A 19,874-nucleotide genomic window follows, 5' to 3' on the forward strand; every position below is an offset into this window, starting at 1 on the left:
AGTTCGATTATGAAAGGTATTATTCTTGCAGGAGGTTCAGGAACTCGCTTGTATCCTTTGACTCGAGCTGCATCAAAACAACTGATGCCGGTTTATGATAAACCGATGATTTACTACCCGCTTTCAACATTGATGTTAGCTGGTATCAAAGATATTTTAATTATCTCTACTCCTCATGATTTACCTCGCTTTAAAGAACTGCTTCAAGATGGTTCGGAGTTAGGAATTAATCTCTCTTATGCGGAACAACCTAGTCCCGATGGATTGGCTCAGGCCTTCATTATCGGTGAAAAATTTATTGGAAATGACAGTGTCGCCCTAATTCTAGGAGATAATATATACTATGGTCCTGGTCTATCTAAAATGCTTCAGAAGGCTGCTAATAAGGAGAGAGGTGCAACTGTTTTTGGATATCAAGTTAAGGATCCTGAAAGATTTGGTGTTGTGGAGTTTGATGCGGAGATGAATGCTGTTTCTATTGAGGAAAAGCCAGAACATCCTCGTTCCAATTATGCAGTGACCGGCCTTTATTTCTATGATAATGATGTTGTAGAAATTTCCAAAAATATTAAACCAAGCCCTCGTGGTGAATTGGAAATTACAGACGTAAATAAAGCATATCTAGAACGCGGAGACCTATCTGTTGAGCTGATGGGACGTGGCTTTGCTTGGTTGGATACAGGAACTCATGAAAGTTTACTGGAAGCTTCACAGTATATTGAAACAGTGCAACGTATGCAAAATCTTCAAGTTGCAAATCTAGAAGAAATTGCTTATCGTATGGGGTATATCAGCCGTGAGGATGTATTAAAGTTGGCGCAACCTCTTAAGAAAAATGAATACGGACAATATTTGCTCCGTTTGATAGGAGAAGCATAGATGACAGATAATTTTTTTGGTAAGACGCTTGTAGCTCGTAAGGTTGAAGCTATTCCCGGTATGTTGGAATTTGATATCCCTGTTCATGGCGATAATCGTGGTTGGTTTAAGGAAAATTTTCAGAAGGAAAAAATGCTCCCACTAGGTTTCCCAGAGTCCTTTTTTGCAGAAGGAAAATTGCAAAACAATGTATCCTTCTCACGTAAAAATGTTCTTCGTGGCTTGCATGCAGAACCTTGGGATAAGTACATCTCTGTAGCAGATGGTGGGAAAGTACTGGGTTCTTGGGTTGATCTACGTGAGGGAGAAACATTCGGAAATACCTATCAAACAGTAATTGATGCTAGTAAGGGTATCTTTGTTCCCCGTGGTGTAGCTAATGGATTTCAGGTTCTATCAGATACAGTCTCTTATAGCTATCTGGTCAACGATTATTGGGCATTAGATTTGAAATCTAAATATGCCTTTGTCAATTATGCAGATCCAGAATTAGGAATTGAGTGGGCCAATCTTGCTGAAGCAGAGGTTTCAGAAGCTGATAAAAATCATCCACTACTTAAGGATGTAAAACCTTTGAAAAAAGAAGATTTGTAAAAAAGGAAAGACTATGACTGAATACAAAAAAATTATCGTGACAGGTGGAGCAGGTTTTATCGGTTCTAACTTTGTTCATTATGTTTACAAGAACTTTCCAGATGTTCACGTGACAGTATTAGACAAGTTGACTTATGCTGGAAATCGCGCTAATATTGAAGAAATTTTAGGTGATCGTGTTGAGTTGGTTGTTGGAGATATTGCTGATGCGGAGTTGGTAGACAAGTTGGCTGCTCAAGCAGATGCTATCGTTCATTATGCAGCGGAAAGTCACAATGACAATTCACTGAATGATCCATCACCGTTTATACATACTAACTTCATCGGAACCTATACTCTTTTGGAAACTGCTCGCAAATATGATATTCGCTTCCATCATGTGTCTACAGATGAAGTTTATGGAGACCTCCCTCTACGCGAGGATTTGCCAGGACATGGTGAAGGTCCAGGTGAGAAATTTACTGCTGATACCAAATACAATCCTAGCTCTCCATACTCATCAACCAAGGCCGCTTCAGACTTGATTGTAAAAGCCTGGGTACGATCATTTGGTGTCAAGGCAACGATTTCTAACTGTTCAAATAACTACGGTCCTTATCAACACATTGAAAAATTCATCCCACGTCAGATTACCAACATCCTAAGTGGAATTAAGCCAAAACTTTATGGTGAAGGTAAGAATGTTCGTGACTGGATTCATACCAATGATCATTCTTCGGGAGTTTGGACAATCTTGACAAAAGGTCAAATCGGTGAAACTTACTTAATCGGGGCTGATGGTGAGAAGAACAACAAGGAAGTTTTGGAACTTATCCTTAAGGAAATGGGCCAAGATGCAGATGCCTATGATCATGTAACTGACCGTGCAGGACATGACCTCCGCTATGCAATTGACGCTAGTAAGCTCCGTGATGAATTAGGCTGGAAACCAGAATTCACTAATTTTGAATCTGGTCTCAAGGAAACAATCAAGTGGTATACAGATAACCAAGAATGGTGGAAAGCAGAGAAAGAAGCTGTTGAAGCCAATTATGCTAAAACTCAGGAGATTATCAAATTATAAAAAGCAGGAAATAGTTGCTTTTTATTGCTATAGTGGGAAGAGTTACAGATTAGGAAGGTGTAGAGATGATTTTAATTACAGGAGCAAAAGGCCAATTAGGAACTGAACTTCGTTATTTATTAGATGATCGTAATGAAGAATACGTAGCAGTAGATGTGGCTGAGATGGATATTACAAATGAAGAAATGGTTGAGAAAGTTTTCGAAGAAGTTAAACCGACTTTAGTATACCACTGTGCTGCCTACACCGCTGTTGATGCAGCAGAGGATGAAGGGAAAGAATTAGACTTTGCTATCAATGTTACGGGGACAGAAAATGTCGCAAAAGCATCTGAAAAGCATGGTGCAACCCTAGTTTATATTTCCACCGACTATGTCTTTGACGGTAAGAAACCAGTTGGAGAAGAGTGGGAAGTTGATGATCGACCAGATCCACAGACAGAATATGGACGTACAAAGCGCATGGGAGAAGAGTTAGTTGAGAAGTATGTGTCTAATTTCTATATTATCCGTACTGCCTGGGTATTTGGAAATTACGGTAAAAACTTTGTTTTTACGATGCAAAACCTTGCGAAAACTCATAAGACATTAACGGTTGTAAATGACCAGCATGGTCGCCCAACTTGGACTCGTACCTTGGCTGAATTTATGACTTATCTAGCTGAAAATTGCAAGGAATTTGGTTACTATCATTTATCGAATGACGCAACAGAAGACACAACTTGGTATGATTTTGCAGTTGAAATTTTGAAAGATACAGATGTGGAAATCAAGCCAGTAGATTCAAGTCAATTTCCAGCAAAAGCTAAACGTCCGTTAAACTCAACAATGAGTCTGGCTAAAGCTAAAGCTACTGGATTTGTTATTCCAACTTGGCAAGATGCCTTGAAAGAATTTTATAAACAAGAAGTAAAAAGTGATATTAACTAATTTGAATCCTGGTCGTTAATGAACTCCCCACGAAAATAATAGATATAATATTCTCATGACAACAGCTTTGCAGTGTGTAAGAAATGAGTTAGATTAAAGAATTAAAACTGTTTCTCAGATGCTATTTTCAAATATGATTAATAATTCCTTGACTACCTAATGTAGTTGAGGTATTTTTGATATTATTCATATTTTTGCAAATCTATTGTTTAAAAAATAATTTTCTAAAATTCTGAAAATTCTATTGACAGGACTTTAAAAAGGGTCTATAATGGATAGAAAAACAAAGGAGAATACTATGAAAACAAGGAAAGTATTGGCTCTTGCGGGAGTCACTTTATTAGCAGCTGGTGTCTTAGCGGCTTGTTCTGGTGGTTCTGCTACTAAAGGTGAGCAGACTTTTGCATTTACCTACGAGACAGACCCAGATAATCTCAACTATTTGACAACCAGCAAGGCAGCTACTTCAAACATTACTAGTAACGTCATTGATGGATTGCTTGAAAATGACCGTTATGGGAATCTTGTTCCCTCTATGGCAGAGGACTGGTCAGTTTCTAAAGATGGTTTGACCTACACTTATAAGATTCGTCAGGATGCCAAGTGGTACACATCTGAAGGGGAAGAATATGCTCCTGTCAAGGCTCAAGACTTTGTAACAGGTCTTAAATATGCGACAGATAAGAAATCAGAAGCCCTTTACTTGGTACAAGATTCGATTAAAGGTCTAGATGCTTATGCTAAGGGAGAAAATAAAGATTTTTCTCAAGTTGGAATTAAAGCCCTTGACGATCAAACAGTCCAATACACTTTGAACAAACCTGAAAGTTTTTGGAATTCTAAAACAACAATGGGTGTCTTGGCACCAGTTAATGAAGAGTTTTTGAACTCAAAAGGGGATGATTTTGCTAAAGCGACAGATCCAAGCAGTATCTTGTATAATGGTCCTTATTTGTTAAAATCTCTTGTGGCTAAATCTTCCGTTGAATTTGAAAAAAACCCTAACTACTGGGATAAAGATAATGTTCATGTTGATAAGATAAAATTGTCATTCTGGGATGGTCAAGATACCAGCAAACCTGCGGAAAACTTTAAAGATGGTAGTCTTACAGCAGCCAGACTTTATCCTACAAATGCAAGTTTTGCAGAACTTGAAAAAACGATGAAGGACAATATTGTCTATACCCAACAAGACTCTACGACTTATCTAGTTGGTACAAATATTGATCGTCAGTCCTATAAATATACTTCTAAGACTAGCGACGAACAAAAGACATCTACTAAAAAGGCTCTCTTAAACAAGGATTTCCGTCAGGCTATTGCCTTTGGTTTTGATCGTACGGCCTATGCTTCACAAGTGAACGGTGCCAGTGGTGCAAGCAAAATTTTGCGTAATCTCTTTGTGCCACCAACATTTGTTCAAGCAGATGGGAAAAACTTTGGCGATATGGTCAAAGAAAAATTAGTAACCTATGGGGATGAATGGAAGGATGTTAATCTGGCCGATGCCCAAGATGGTCTCTACAATCCTGAAAAAGCCAAGGCCGAATTTGCGAAGGCTAAGTCAGCTTTACAGGCAGAAGGCGTGACTTTCCCAATTCACCTAGACATGCCTGTTGATCAGACAGCAACTACAAAAGTTCAACGTGTTCAATCTTTCAAACAATCGGTTGAAGAAACCTTGGGTACAGATAATGTCGTAATTGATATTCAACAACTACAAAAAGATGAAGTCTTGAATATTACCTACTTTGCTGAAACAGCAGCTGGGGAAGATTGGGATATTTCAGATAATGTTGGTTGGTCTCCAGACTTTGCGGATCCATCTACTTACCTCGATATTATCAAACCATCAGTTGGTGAAAACACTAAAACCTACTTTGGCTTTGATTCTGGTACAGATAATGCTGCAGCTAAGAAGGTTGGTCTGAACGACTATGAGAAATTGGTAACTGAAGCTGGAAATGAGACAATAGATGTAGCAAAACGTTATGATAAGTATGCTACAGCCCAAGCTTGGTTGACAGATAGTGCCTTGATTATTCCAACAACATCACTCACTGGTCGCCCAATCTTGTCTAAGATGGTACCATTTACGATGCCGTTTGCCTTCTCTGGTAACAAGGGGACAAGCGATCCGCTCCTATACAAATACTTGGAACTTCAAGACAAGGCAGTCACTGTGGATGAATACCAAAAAGCTCAAGATAAATGGATGAAAGAAAAAGAAGAATCCAATAAAAAAGCGCAAGAAGAACTTGCAAAACATGTGAAATAAGATAAAAAGAAGTTAGTTATTCGCTAACTTCTTTTGGTTTATCGAAAACGAATTGAAACCTATCCTCACATTCAAAGATTATCAAACTAATTTTTTTGTAGAAAAAATCCTGAGTTTTTATTCTCAGGATTTTCTTTCATCTCACTGTTGTGGTTGTTGAACTTGTGGATTTTGTGGCGTTGGTTGTACTGGTTGTGTCGGTTGAACAGCCTGGCCAGCTTGTCCTTGATTAGGATCAGTTGCTGGAGCATTATTGGGTTGTTGACCAACCGTCGTACTTGCCTGTGTAGTTGAACTTTCAGCTGTTGTGCTTGGAGTTTCTACCGTTTGTGTTTGTTGTGTTGCTGAATTATTCCATGTGTTCTTCGCGTTGTTCTGGAAGACGAATTCTCCATTTCGGAACAGGCCGTCTGGCATCGTCCAATCCCCAGGTTGATCATCTTCTGATAGATACGATATCATTGAGCGATAAACCTTAGCAGCAACTAGGAAACCATCTCCAACGATTGGAGTTAAACGATTTGAGTAACCAGTCCATACAGCCATAGAATACTTACGAGTATAACCTACAAACATTTCATCTGGAGCTACGTAGCCAGTGTTCTTGATATACTTTTCAATTTCGTCATCAGTATAGTTAGAAGTACCTGTCTTACCTGCTTGTGGAAGCCATGGTAGGTAAGCACCACGTCCGGTTCCGTAAGCTAAAACAGTTTTCATCATTTCGGTCATCATATAGGCAGTAGTTTCTTTCATAGCTCGTGTACCAGCATCAGAAAATTCTTTTTCACTACCATCACTGAAGACGATTTTATTGATATACATTGGTTTGTGGTAAATACCACCATTAGCAAAGGCGGCATAAGCAGCAGCCATTTTTTCACTACTTGCACCGTACTGTTTGTTGGATTCAGTTGTGTTACTTGAAATGGCGTTTGCATAATGCATGCTTAGATAGTCGATACCCAGACCATTAAGGAAGGTTTTAGATCTATCTAGACCGACCTTATTCAAAGTCTCAACGGCTGTGACATTTCGTGATTGTTGGAGTGCATACTGAATTGTAATATTCCCAAAGTAACCATGATCCCAGTTGTAGACAGGAGTATCAGTACCAGGATAGTTATAAGGAACATCATGTACAATAGAAGCAGTAGAGTCATAGACTCCATATTCTAAAGCGGGAGCATAGTCAGTGATTGGTTTCATAGTAGAACCCCAGTCACGATTGGTTTCAACGGCTTGGTTGATTCCGAAAGATACATTACTTGATTGGTGACGAGCACCTAACTGAGCAAGAACTTTACCATTTGTTACATCCACGATAGTGGAAGCTACTTGAAGTTCATCATCTGGATAAGCAACGTACTCATCTGTATTATAAACATCCCAAAGTCTCTGTTGAACATTTTTGTCGACATTAGTATAGACTTCCATACCTGTGGTAAGAAGGTTATAGCCCGTTTCTTGTTCGACTTGGTCGATTACTTCTTTGAGGTAGTTGTCCATATAGACTGGGTAACTATTGGCTGACTTCAAGCTTTGAAGACCGTCAGTGATAGGCGTATTAATAGCTTTTTCGTAATCTTCTGCACTGATATATTTCTGTCCCTTCATTTCTGAAAGTACCAAGTTACGACGCTCTAGAGCAGCTTCTGGGTGGGAATATGGATCATATTGGTTTGGTGCTTGAGGCATTCCGGCTAGGAGTGCTAACTGTGGCAAACTTAAATCCTTCAAGTCTTTTCCATAGTAATTTTCGGCTGCGGTTTGCATTCCATAGTTACCGTTAGACATGTAGACTTTGTTGATGTAGTAGGTCAGGATTTCTTGCTTGGTTGCTTTTTGCTCTAATTGAACGGCTAGCCAAGCTTCTTGAGCTTTACGTGACAAGGTTTGATCAGCAGTTGAAGTAGAGAAATAAGTTAATTTAATCAATTGCTGAGTCAAGGTTGAAGCTCCTTGGAGCCCCCCTCTACCTTGGAGATTTCTCAGAGTTGCTCCAAGGATACGAATAGTATCAACCCCTCTATGATCAAAGAAGCGGTGATCTTCGATTGAGACGATAGCTTTAACCAAATCAGTGGGAATTTCATTGGCTTGAGCATTTACGCGACGTTCAGATCCAAGGTCAGCAATCAGTTCGTTCTTATTGTCATAAATCTTGCTGGAAGTTGTCGTAACCAATTTACTTTCAGATAAGGCTGGAGCCTTGCTAACAAAGTAGAGGAAGACCCCACCACCTAATAGAAATAAAGCGATAAATAAGGTAAGGAATGTAATTCCCATATACTTTAAGAATCGCAGAATAATTTGTTTGTTCATCTTGTTTTACCACCTAGTAAATGTTCTTTGATAATGTCGAGATAGGGAATTTGAGGGAAGGCTCCCTGCTTTACTAAATATCCGTTTTCCCGAATATATCCAAGTGGCATTGATTTTTGACCCTTATCTTGATGATAAAAGCGAATCAAATCAAGTGCCGGTAACAAGTAAGTTTCTTGTTGAGAAGAAAAATGAAGCAGAACGAAGCAAATGCCCTGCTGTTCCAGAACTTGTTCCATATGTTGAATCTGATGAAGATGGAAGTTCTTTAGTGGAATAGCATTTTTTTGTCGTGTTTCCTTAGCTTCAAAGTCAATGTAATGTCCTCTATATACGCCAGAGTAATCTGTTGTGGAAGCTTGTCTAAAATAGGCCTCTACAATTTTGGCTCGACTACGTTGAGGATAGTCTACTCGAACGATCTGAACAGGCGTCGGTTTTTTGTGGATAACTGCCATGCCATGTGTCAGATAGTAGTCGTTGGTAGCGTTAATCATCTTTTCAAAAGTCATTCCTCGATTTGCGAAATTTTTTGGTTGAGAAATGGATGTTTGACTTTTTTTTGATGAAATTTTATGAGGATAGTTGACCATAATTCTCCTTATTGGTACAATAATATCACTCTATTATACCATAAAGTATAAAGAAAGGTGTAAAAATGACTAGAGCTTTAATTATGGGCTATTCTAGCTTTGATTTGGGTGTCTTTAACGAAAAAGATATCAGGTTAAAAATTATAAAGAAAGCGATTAGAAGAGATTTAGAAAACTTAGCAGAAGAAGGGCTTAAATGGCTGGTCTTTACAGGGAATTTGGGATTTGAATCCTGGGTTCTTGATGTTGCAAATGAAATGAAAGATGAATATGATTTCAGCCTAGCTACCATTTTTGATTTTGAAACACACGGGGAAAATTGGAATGAAGCGAATCAGCTTAAACTCAGCCAATTTAAGCAGGTAGATTTTGTCAAATATGCCTATCCCAAATATGAACATGTGGGGCAACTGCGTGATTACCAACAATTTTTACTGGAAAATACTGATTTAGCTTATTTTTTCTATGACCCAGAAAATGAGACCAAATTAAAATTCATGGATACCTTGATGAAAAATCAGGAAGGTTATCGCATAAAAAGGCTAACCTTTGAAGACTTAAATGAGATAGCAGAAAATTTTTCTGAAAAGTAAGCCTTTGACCTTGATTTTTGTTTGCCTTTTTTTATATAATAATACTATTAGAAATCGAGAATGGAGAGAGAGATGGCAAGTATTATTTTTTCAGCAAAAGATATTTTTGAACAAGAGTTTGGACGTGAAGTTCGTGGGTATAGTAAGGTTGAAGTTGATGAATTTTTGGACGATGTCATCAAGGACTATGAAACTTATGCTGCTTTAGTCAAGTCTCTCCGTCAAGAAATTGCAGAGTTGAAGGAAGAATTAGCTCGTAAACCGAAACCTTCACCAGTTCAAGCAGAGCCTATTGAAGCGGCGACTACAAGTTCTATGACGAATTTTGATATTTTGAAACGCTTGAATCGTCTCGAAAAAGAAGTATTTGGTAAACAAATTTTGGATAACTCTGATCTATAAGAGTTTATTTGAAAAGTGCAATTTTTGGATAATCGCGTGAGGAGAATTTCTTTTCATGAGGAAAGTCCATGCTAGCACAGGCTGTGATGCCTGTAGTGTTTGTGCTAGGCGAACTCATAAGCCTAGGGACGAGAAATCGTTACGGCAGTTGAAATGGCTAAGTCTTTGGATAGGTCAGAGTAGGCTTGAAAGTGCCACAGTGACGGAGTCTTTCTGGAAACGGAGAGAGTGGAACGCGGTAAACCCCTCAAGCTAGCAACCCAAATTTTGGTCGGGGCATGGAGTGCACGGAAACGAACGTAGTACTCTGACTACTATCAGCTCTATGCTGTTAGTGGTAGACAGATGATTATCGAAGGAAGTGGTCCTAGTCACTTCTGGAACAAAACATGGCTTATAGAAAATTGCATATAGGTTGGGGCTGAGAAAACTTTCTCAACCTCATTTTTTAAAGTGGACATATAGAAAGGTCTTACAAGACTGAAAATGAAAAAAGAATTTAATTTAATCGCGACTGCTGCAGCGGGTCTTGAGGCTGTCGTTGGTCGTGAAGTGCGAGAGTTGGGCTACGATTGTCAGGTTGAAAATGGACGTGTTCGTTTCCAAGGAGATACAAGAGCCATCATCGAAACCAACCTCTGGCTTCGGGCAGCAGATCGTATCAAAATTATCGTTGGATCTTTCCCTGCTAAGACTTTTGAAGAGTTGTTTCAAGGAGTTTTTGCCCTAGATTGGGAAAATTATTTACCGCTTGGGGCTCGTTTTCCGATTTCGAAAGCTAAATGTGTTAAATCTAAACTTCACAATGAGCCAAGTGTACAGGCTATTTCAAAGAAGGCTGTTGTCAAGAAGTTACAAAAACACTATGCTCGTCCAGAAGGAGTTCCCTTGATGGAAACTGGTCCTGAGTTTAAGATTGAAGTTTCTATTCTGAAAGACGTAGCAACTGTCATGATTGATACGACAGGATCCAGTCTCTTTAAACGTGGCTATCGTACAGAAAAAGGTGGCGCTCCTATCAAGGAAAACATGGCAGCAGCCATTTTACAACTCTCTAACTGGTATCCAGACAAGCCCTTGATTGATCCGACCTGTGGTTCAGGAACTTTCTGTATCGAGGCAGTTATGATTGCTAGAAAGATGGCTCCTGGTCTTCGTCGCTCCTTTGCTTTTGAGGAATGGAACTGGATTAGCGATCGCTTGATCCAAGAAGTTCGTACTGAAGCAGCTAAGAAAGTGGATCGTGAGCTTGAGCTAGATATCATGGGCTGTGATATCGATGCACGTATGGTGGAAATTGCTAAGGCCAATGCTCAGGCAGCAGGTGTTGCAGGAGATATTACCTTTAAGCAGATGCGCGTGCAGGATTTGCGTTCTGATAAAATCAATGGAGTGATTATCTCTAACCCACCTTATGGTGAACGCTTGTCAGATGATGCAGGAGTTACCAGGCTTTATGCTGAAATGGGTCAAGTATTTGCACCGCTGAAAACGTGGAGCAAGTTTATCTTAACCAGTGATGAAGCCTTTGAGACCAAGTACGGTAGTCAGGCGGATAAGAAACGTAAGTTGTACAACGGAACTTTAAAAGTTGATTTGTATCAATATTTTGGTCAACGTGTTAAACGTCAGGAAGTAAAGTAGGAAGGAAAAACTCATGAGTAAGAAAAGACGGAATCGTCATAAAGCAGAACATCAAGAGGCGCAATTTGATTTTGATGAAGCCAAAGAGCTAACAGTTGGAGAAGCTATGCGAAAAAATGAAGAGGTGGAAGCAGGTGTATTGCCTGGAGATTCTATCTTGGACAAGTATGTGAAACAACATAAAGATGAAATTGAGGCAGATAAGTTTGAAACGCGTCAGTTTAGCAAGGATGATCTAGTTGAAAAAGAAGAGGTAGAAGAGATAGAGGAAACTCAGACTCTGGATAATTTACTTCAAGAGCTTCGTGAGGGAACAGGAGTAACTTCTCCAGCTCCAGAAGATGAATTGCGTCAGTTTGATGATTTAGAATTAACACGAGTTTCAGAAGCTCCTCTTGTCGAAGAATTTGAGACGGAAGAGGTACCATTAGTTGGAGCGGAAGAGGCTCTCACACGTTCTCGAGTCACAGATAGTGAAGATGGAAAAAGTAAGAAGAAATGGGTGCTTTACGGTATTCTAGCAGCCTTAGTGGTTCTTATCCTTGGAACTGGTTATTATGTTTATCGTCAAGTGGCTCGTTCGACCAAGGAAATCCAAACTTCTCAATCAACTACAAATACGCAGTCAGATGCGGAAGAATTCAATAATTTATATGATGCCTTCTATACAGATAGCAACAAAACGGCTTTGAAGAATAGCCAGTTTGATAAACTGAGTCAACTGAAAACCTTGCTTGATAAGCTAGAAGGTAGTCGTGAATATACGCTTGCAAAATCTAAGTATGATAGCCTAGCAACTCAAATCAAGGCCATTCAAGATGTCAATGCTCAATTTGAGAAACCAGCTATTATGGATGGTGTCTTGGATACTAACGCTAAAGCTAAATCAGATGCTAAATTTACAGATATTAAAACTGGAAATACGGAGCTTGATAAAGTTCTAGATAAGGCTATCAGCCTTGGTAAGAGCCAGCAAACAAGTGCTTCAAGCTCAAGTTCAAGTGAAACTAGCAGCTCAAGCTCTAGTCAAGCAAGCGAAAATACTGCTAGTGAGACAAGTCCAAGTAGCTCAAATACTGCATCAACTGAAACTAGAAGTACCCGCAGTGAAGTCAATATGGGTGTATCAAGTGCAGGAGTTGCTGTTCAAAGAAGTGCGAGTCGTGTTTCTTATAACCAGTCTGCTATTGATGATAGCAATAATTCTGCCTGGGATTTCGCGGATGGTGTCTTAGAACAAATTCTAGCGACTTCACGTTCACGTGGTTATATCACTGGTAACCAATATATCCTTGAACGTGTTAATATCGTTAATGGCAATGGTTATTACAACCTCTACAAGCCAGATGGAACCTATCTCTTTACCCTTAACTGTAAGACAGGATACTTTGTTGGAAATGGTTCTGGACATGCGGATGACTTGGACTACTAAGCAGTCGTTACAAAATTCTTTCTTTTCAAAAGTAAAAATGATAAAATAAAACAAATTAAACAAGAGGAGTGTCAAATGACAAAAGCTAACTTTGGTGTTGTTGGTATGGCCGTAATGGGTCGTAACCTTGCCCTTAATATTGAATCTCGTGGTTACACAGTTGCTATTTACAACCGTAGTAAAGAAAAAACTGAAGATGTAATTGCTTGCCATCCTGAAAAGAACTTTGTACCAAGCTATGACGTTGAAAGTTTTGTAAACTCAATCGAAAAACCTCGTCGTATCATGCTCATGGTTCAAGCTGGACCTGGTACAGATGCTACAATTCAAGCCCTTCTTCCACACCTTGACAAGGGTGATATCTTGATCGACGGAGGAAACACTTTCTACAAAGATACAATCCGTCGTAATGAAGAATTGGCAAACTCAGGTATCAACTTTATCGGTACTGGGGTTTCTGGTGGTGAAAAAGGTGCCCTTGAAGGTCCTTCTATCATGCCTGGTGGACAAAAAGAGGCCTACGAATTGGTTGCGGATGTTCTTGAAGAAATCTCAGCTAAAGCACCAGAAGATGGCAAACCATGTGTGACTTACATCGGTCCTGATGGAGCTGGTCACTATGTGAAAATGGTTCACAACGGTATCGAGTATGGTGATATGCAATTGATCGCAGAAAGCTATGACTTGATGCAACACTTGCTAGGCCTTTCTGCTGAAGACATGGCTGAAATCTTTACTGAGTGGAACAAGGGTGAATTGGACAGCTACTTGATCGAAATTACAGCTGATATCTTGAGCCGTAAAGATGATGAAGGTCAAGATGGACCAATCGTAGACTATATCCTTGATGCTGCAGGTAACAAGGGAACTGGTAAATGGACTAGCCAATCATCACTTGACCTTGGTGTGCCATTGTCACTCATCACTGAATCAGTATTTGCACGTTACATCTCTACTTACAAAGAAGAACGCGTACATGCTAGCAAGGTTCTTCCAAAACCAGCTGCTTTCAAATTTGAAGGAGACAAGGCTGAGTTGATTGAAAAAATCCGTCAAGCCCTTTACTTCTCAAAAATCATTTCATACGCACAAGGTTTTGCGCAATTGCGTGTAGCTTCTAAAGAAAACAACTGGAACTTGCCATTTGCAGATATCGCATCTATCTGGCGTGATGGCTGTATCATCCGTTCTCGTTTCTTGCAAAAAATTACAGATGCTTACAACCGTGATGCAGACCTTGCCAACCTTCTTTTGGATGAATACTTCTTGGATGTTACTGCTAAGTACCAACAAGCAGTGCGTGACATCGTAGCTCTTGCGGTTCAAGCTGGTGTACCAGTGCCAACCTTCTCAGCAGCTATTACTTACTTTGATAGCTACCGTTCAGCTGACCTTCCAGCTAACTTGATCCAAGCACAACGTGACTACTTTGGTGCCCACACTTACCAACGTAAAGACAAAGAAGGAACCTTCCACTACTCTTGGTATGACGAAAAATAAGTAGGTCTGCCATGGGGAAACGGATTTTATTACTTGAGAAAGAACGAAATCTAGCTCATTTTTTAAGTTTGGAACTCCAAAAAGAGCAATACCGAGTTGATCAGGTTGAGGAGGGGCAAAAAGCCCTTTCCATGGCTCTTCAGACAGACTATGACTTGTTTTTATTGAATGCTCATCTGGGGGATATGACAGCCCAGGATTTTGCAGACAAGCTGAGCCGAACTAAGCCAGCTTCAGTCATTATGGTCTTGGACTATCGCGAAGACTTGCAAGATCAGATTGAGGCAATCCAACGCTTTGCCGTTTCGTACATCTATAAGCCAGTTATTATTGAGAATTTGGTGGCTCGTATTTCAGCGATTTTCCGAGGTCGGGACTTTATCGACCAACACTGTAGTCAGATGAAGGTTCCAACGTCTTACCGCAATCTGCGTATGGATGTAGAACATCATACTGTTTATCGTGGCGAAGAGATGATTGCTCTGACGCGTCGTGAGTATGATCTTTTGGCTACTCTTATGGGAAGCAAGAAAGTCCTGACTCGTGAGCAGTTGTTGGAAAGTGTCTGGAAGTATGAAAGTGCGACAGAAACAAATATTGTGGATGTCTATATCCGTTATCTACGTAGCAAGCTTGATGTAAAAGGTCAAAAAAGCTACATTAAAACCGTGCGTGGTGTTGGTTACACCATGCAAGAATAGAATGGCAGTCATGCTCGTGTAACTGCTTTTTGAGCTCCATACTATCTGTAGCAGGAATCCCTGAATAATAGATAGTATGGAGCTTTTTTGAATAGCTACAAATGATGGCTTGTAATGGTCCAAAGGTCTGGTCAGGGAGAATGATTTCTTCTTGACCATAGTTTATACTCAATGAAAATCAAGGAGTAAACTAGGAAGCTAGCTGCAGGTTGCTCAAAACACTAATTTTGAGGTTGCAGATGGAAGCTGACGTGATTTGAAGATATTTTCGAAGAGTATTTGTATCTGATGGACTTTACTTTCATAGTTTCCTATTTTTGGCACTCAAAAGGAATGGCTTATATGTAGGATAAGTTGACATGTTCTTTATAAGTATTCAAAAAAATGGCATTTATCATAGTCTTGAAGAAAAGGAAAATTTTATTTTTATTTTAACGCTATAATATAATAAATGGTTTAAATCCTGAAATATTCTGAAAATAATGGAAAATAATAAAAAATAATTAATATAATTGACAAATCTGCTAATGTAAATTATAATATTGATTGTATGTGTATGTGTATGTGTATGTGTATGTGTATGTGTATGTGTATGTGTATGTGTATGTGTATGTGTATTACATGCTATTTTTTAGATATCAAAAGGAGAAAATGTGATGTATTTTAATCGTAAAAATGCAGAGCAAAAGAACTGGAGAATGATCAAAAAAGGGAAGCATTTCCTATTCGGTTGTTCTCTTGTTTTTGCAGTCGGAGCTAGTTTAGCTACCCAAGTGGTTCATGCAAACACAGCAGAAACTACTGTAGCAAACAACTCGACTACTGGGGATGTTAACCCTACACAGAACGGAGATGGCAAGACTTATGAGGCACCTGCTGTAGCAGAAAACAAGCCAGAAGTTGCTGGAACACCAGCTGTGTCTACAACAGAACCAGCAGTAGCGGCAAAACTTGATGGAGAAACTGCAAAAGAAGTTAAAGCTTTAGACAAAACTAAACTAGAAAACTACATTGCAGAAATCGAAGCAAAATTAGCTAACGGAACATACGAAAACAAAACTGAAGAAAGTGTTGCGGTACTAAAAGCTGACTTAGAAGCTGCGAAAGCTACATTAGCAAACGCAACAACTCAAGGTGAAATCACAAAAGCTTACAATAAACTTGTAACTACAGCTAACACTAAATTAAAAAATAAACCTGTAGAGAAAAAAGAAACTCCAGCAGTAGACACTACTAATGGAAAAGAAACTGTAGGTAAAAAAGCAGAAAACACTGAGAAAAAATCAGAATCTAACTCAATCGAAAACACAGGATCTAACGACCCACGTAACGGTAAAGCATTAGATAAAAATAATGCTTTTAGGGCGGAAATTGCCTATAATATTGATTCTCAGGGGAACGACTATGGGAAAAAAGACAGTGTTATTACTAGTGGTATAAGAGGTTCATCTGAATCTGGTAATGCAATAACTGCTGTTAATTCCGTAATGAAATATAGAGCTCGTTACAATACAGATGCTACTGGGAAAATTACTTCTGTAGACTGGCAAGTTTTTTTCAATGACCATTTACAAAATTTCGCTAATGACTATGGAGTAAAGAATGAAGTGTTCCGAAACTACATTCAGATTCCTAATGAAGTGAATATGCCTACGGATATTCGCCGATTGCAATATAGAGCGGAAATGAAATTTGTAGACAGAAAATATCAACTAGTTGGCGGAGATGGAAGTGCTCTTAGTGATACTGTAACTTTTGATAACCCTACTCCATCCACAGCAGCAGGGCGTGCTCTTGCTAAAAATGAGAATTTGAAAATAAATGGTAGTTGGGACAATTATACTAGAGGACTAGATACTCTGTATAATAACACTAGCTTCTACTATAAGGATGCGGTAAAAGACGAGCTATCTGATACAAAAAATTTAGTAAACTCAAATGCTTTGCCAGGTAAGCGTGTTATCTATGATAATTCGAATACAGGTGGTAACTATAGAGACGGTTATGTATGGGAGTTTACAACAACAGTTCCTAATACAGTAACAAATGAACAGTTGAAAAACATGAAGGTTTCGATGGGGATGTTGAGTACCGGGACAGCAGGAGTTGACCACGGTTTCCACAGAATTGCAGAGAACCCTGTAAATCTATCAAAAGCTGATGTTACCCCTCCAACTGTAAAAACTCAAACAGTTAAAGTTAATGAACAACCAAAAGCAGAAAATTCAATTGCTAACTTCAAAGATCTTCCTGCTGGAACAAAAGCTGAGTTCAAGACACCAGTAAACACAGCAACGCCAGGAGAAAAAACAGCAACAGCAGTTGTAACATACTCAGATGGTTCGAAGGTAGAAGGACCAGTAAAAGTAATTGTTGAAAAAGAAGCAGCCCAACCAGCAGCCCCAGTTGCTCCAGCAGCTCCAGCAGTAGCGCCAACAGTAGAGATTCCTTACTCTAATAAAGCTACTAAAGAAGTTTATGTATATGCTGGAGAAAAAAATTCATTCGATATCAAATTCAAAGATGATAGCGGGAAAATCACTAGCGCAATTGTAAATGGCGGAGGAAACCAACCATTTAATCCAGTTGAAGGTGAAGCAAATAAAATTAACGCTAAATATGGATTTACAGCGAATAAAATCACTACTGAAACCCCAGCAACAGCAGATACACCAGCAGTCATTACTTACTCAGGTACACCAGCGGCGACAGATGATTTGACAAAAGATAAACTGGATGCGGCAACTAAAGGTGAAAATCCAAAAGGTATGGTTTTAGGCTGGCGCTATGCAACTGCAACGGATACAGATGGTGCATCCATTGAGAATAAAGCCGTAGGTATCTCAAACGCGACTGACCCAGGTTCATTCCTTCTTATGCTTAAGGGACAAGCTCAAAAATATGATATTGCAGCTCCAACAGAAAAAGTTACTGTAGCAGATCCAGCTAACGTAACAGAAGCTGAGCTAGGCAAAATCAAAGAGAAACTCCAACTTGAGTACTCTCAAACAAATGATGATGCTAACTTGGCAGACAAAAAAGGTACAACTGTAGCTGATAAAGATGCTAAGATCCAATCAGTAACAAAAGACGATAAAGGAAATCTTGTTGTAACCTATAAAGATGGTTCTCAAGATAAAAAACCATTGTCAGAATTTGTACGTACAAATGAAAAACCAATAGTAGAAATTCAATATTCAGATCCAGCGCCTAATAAAAAAGAAGTGTATGTTTACGCATCAGAAGTTAATTCATTTGATATTAAAATCAAAGATGATAGCGGAAAAATTGCAAGTGCTGAGTTAAGAAGAGGAAGTAACCAAGAATTTAAAGACGTAGCAGGAGAAACTAATAAACAAGATACTCAATACGGATTTACTGCTAATAAATTTACTTCTGAAACAACGGCAACAGCAGAGAATCCAGCTGTTATCACGTATACTGGTACTCCAGCACCAGAAGGAGATTTTACAAAAGAAAAATTTGAAAAAGCAATTCAAGATGGAGGAACTCCACTAGGATGGCGTTTTGTAAAAGCCATTGATAAAGATGGAGCAGATGCTAGAGGAAATGGTAGAGATGCTACTGACCCAACTGCGGTTAATGTAATTCTTAAACCTCAAACTTTAAAATATGATATCCAAACTCCAGCAGAAGCTGACAAAGTAGTTGTATCAGATGTTAACAATGTTACTGATAAAGAGTTTGAAAAAATTAAAGAGAAAGTTAAAGTTGAATATTCTCAAAACAATCCAGATGCACGTTTAGCTGACAAAAAAGGTAAAGAAGTAGAAGCTGCTTCAAAAGTTGTTGATAAAGTAGAAAAAGAAGGAAACAATCTTGTTGTAACCTATAAAGATGGTTCTCAAGATAAAAAACTATTATCAGAATTAACACGAACTAACCAAAAACCAACAGTAGAAATTCAATATTCTGACCCAGCACCAGATAAAAAAGAAGTATATGTATATGCATCAGAAGTGAATTCTTTTGATATTAAAATCAAAGATGATAGTGGTAAACTTGCAAGCGCTGAGTTAAGAAGAGGAAGTAACCAAGAATTTAAAGACGTAGCAGGAGAAACTAATAAACAAAATACAGAATATGGATTCACTGCGAATAAATTCACTACTGAAACAACAGCAACAGCAGAAAATCCAGCTGTTATTACATATACAGGTACTCCAGCACCTGAAGGGAAGTTTACAAAAGAAAAATTTGAAAAAGCAATTCAAGATGGAGGAACTCCATTAGGATGGCGTTTTGTAAAAGCCATTGATAAAGATGGAGCAGATGCTAGAGGAAATGGTAGAGATGTTACCGACCCAACTGCGGTTAATGTAATTCTTAAACCTCAAACTCAAAAATATGATATTAAAACTCCAGCAGAAGCTGACAAAGTAGTTGTATCAGATGTTAATAATGTTACTGATAAAGAGTTTGAAAAAATTAAAGAGAAAGTTAAACTTGAATATTCTCAAAACAATCCAGATGCACGTTTAGCTGATAAAAAAGGTACAGAAGTAGAAGCTGCTTCAAAAGTTGTTGATAAAGTAGAAAAAGAAGGAAACAATCTTGTTGTAACCTATAAAGATGGTTCTAAAGATAAAAAACCATTAGCAGACTTAACTAAGACAGCAGACGACGCAGCTAAGCCAAATGCAGGTAACGATGTGGTTAAACCAGCAGATAAGACTGTGGTAGCGAACCCAGAAAAACTTACAGACGCTGAGAAGAAAACCATCGAAGACAAAGTTAAAGCAGTGAATCCAGGTGCGACTGTAGTAGTAGACGATAAAGGAAACGCTACAGTGACAACGCCATCAGGAAACACAGCCGTTATTCCAGCAGCAGACTTAACTAAGACAGCAGACGACGCAGCTAAGCCAAATGCAGGTAACGATGTGGTTAAACCAGCAGATAAGACTGTGGTAGCGAACC

At 38.9% G+C, this 19,874-nt stretch carries 14 protein-coding genes and 1 other RNA gene; 13 read left to right on the forward strand and 2 right to left on the reverse strand.

The genetic code is table 11. The annotated features are described in order from the left end of the window. Window positions 1-9: 9 nt before the first annotated feature. The 5 genes from rfbA to QM818_RS02200 all read left to right on the forward strand — a co-directional run bounded on the left by rfbA (window position 10) and on the right by QM818_RS02200 (window position 5,743). The gene (gene rfbA / locus QM818_RS02180; protein ID WP_000676117.1) at window positions 10-879 is read left to right on the forward strand and encodes a glucose-1-phosphate thymidylyltransferase RfbA; all 870 of its coding nucleotides are present in this window, start codon (window positions 10-12) and stop codon (window positions 877-879) included. After that, a complete protein-coding gene (locus QM818_RS02185; protein ID WP_000131476.1) occupies window positions 880-1,473 on the forward strand; it encodes a dTDP-4-dehydrorhamnose 3,5-epimerase family protein in 594 nt (197 codons plus the stop codon). It abuts the gene before it with no gap. 13 nt (window positions 1,474-1,486) lie between these two features. Further along, on the forward strand, window positions 1,487-2,536 hold the full coding sequence (gene rfbB, locus QM818_RS02190) for a dTDP-glucose 4,6-dehydratase (RefSeq protein ID WP_261081017.1): 1,050 nt from the start codon (window positions 1,487-1,489) through the stop codon (window positions 2,534-2,536). A gap of 65 nt (window positions 2,537-2,601) precedes the next feature. Then, entirely contained in the window at window positions 2,602-3,465 is an 864-nt protein-coding gene (gene rfbD / locus QM818_RS02195) for a dTDP-4-dehydrorhamnose reductase (RefSeq protein ID WP_261081018.1), read from the forward strand. A 298-nt stretch (window positions 3,466-3,763) separates the two neighbouring features. Continuing rightward, complete coding sequence (locus QM818_RS02200; protein ID WP_414299857.1) at window positions 3,764-5,743, forward strand: peptide ABC transporter substrate-binding protein; 1,980 nt, start codon at window positions 3,764-3,766, stop codon at window positions 5,741-5,743. Window positions 5,744-5,884: 141 nt separating this feature from the next. Here the strand turns inward: QM818_RS02200 and pbp1a are convergent, their stop codons facing one another. Further along, window positions 5,885-8,068 (reverse strand): penicillin-binding protein PBP1A, encoded by a 2,184-nt coding sequence (gene pbp1a, locus QM818_RS02205; protein WP_414299858.1) that lies wholly within the window; start codon window positions 8,066-8,068, stop codon window positions 5,885-5,887. Next, window positions 8,065-8,661: a Holliday junction resolvase RecU gene (gene recU, locus QM818_RS02210; protein WP_000248750.1), complete on the reverse strand. Its 597-nt coding sequence runs from the start codon at window positions 8,659-8,661 to the stop codon at window positions 8,065-8,067. Before recU ends, pbp1a begins: the two co-directional genes overlap by 4 nt. 65 nt (window positions 8,662-8,726) lie before the next feature. On the opposite strand from recU, the gene QM818_RS02215 reads away from it, so the two are divergent. The 8 genes from QM818_RS02215 to QM818_RS02250 all read left to right on the forward strand — a co-directional run. After that, window positions 8,727-9,254, forward strand: a complete 528-nt coding sequence (locus QM818_RS02215) for an SLOG family protein (protein WP_414299859.1) — start codon at window positions 8,727-8,729, stop codon at window positions 9,252-9,254. Between the two features lie 72 nt (window positions 9,255-9,326). Further along, complete coding sequence (gene gpsB / locus QM818_RS02220; RefSeq protein WP_191962423.1) at window positions 9,327-9,656, forward strand: cell division regulator GpsB; 330 nt, start codon at window positions 9,327-9,329, stop codon at window positions 9,654-9,656. Between the two features lie 20 nt (window positions 9,657-9,676). Next, window positions 9,677-10,058: RNase P RNA component class B (gene rnpB, locus QM818_RS02225), an RNA gene on the forward strand. 84 nt (window positions 10,059-10,142) lie between these two features. Next, window positions 10,143-11,300: a THUMP domain-containing class I SAM-dependent RNA methyltransferase gene (locus QM818_RS02230; RefSeq protein WP_414299860.1), complete on the forward strand. Its 1,158-nt coding sequence runs from the start codon at window positions 10,143-10,145 to the stop codon at window positions 11,298-11,300. 13 nt (window positions 11,301-11,313) lie between these two features. Next, entirely contained in the window at window positions 11,314-12,732 is a 1,419-nt protein-coding gene (gene mapZ / locus QM818_RS02235; RefSeq protein ID WP_261081023.1) for a cell division site-positioning protein MapZ, read from the forward strand. Window positions 12,733-12,807: 75 nt separating this feature from the next. Then, window positions 12,808-14,232 (forward strand): NADP-dependent phosphogluconate dehydrogenase, encoded by a 1,425-nt coding sequence (gndA, locus tag QM818_RS02240; protein ID WP_000158778.1) that lies wholly within the window; start codon window positions 12,808-12,810, stop codon window positions 14,230-14,232. Window positions 14,233-14,243: 11 nt separating this feature from the next. Continuing rightward, window positions 14,244-14,933, forward strand: coding sequence for a response regulator transcription factor (locus QM818_RS02245; protein ID WP_414299861.1), 690 nt, complete (start codon window positions 14,244-14,246; stop codon window positions 14,931-14,933). A gap of 656 nt (window positions 14,934-15,589) precedes the next feature. Further along, window positions 15,590-19,874 (forward strand): Rib/alpha-like domain-containing protein (locus QM818_RS02250; protein WP_414299862.1); only part of this gene is annotated, 4,285 nt, incomplete at its 3' end.

Origin of the sequence: Streptococcus mitis (genome assembly GCF_047464035.1) — a bacterium.
GTDB lineage: Bacteria > Bacillota > Bacilli > Lactobacillales > Streptococcaceae > Streptococcus > Streptococcus mitis_DX.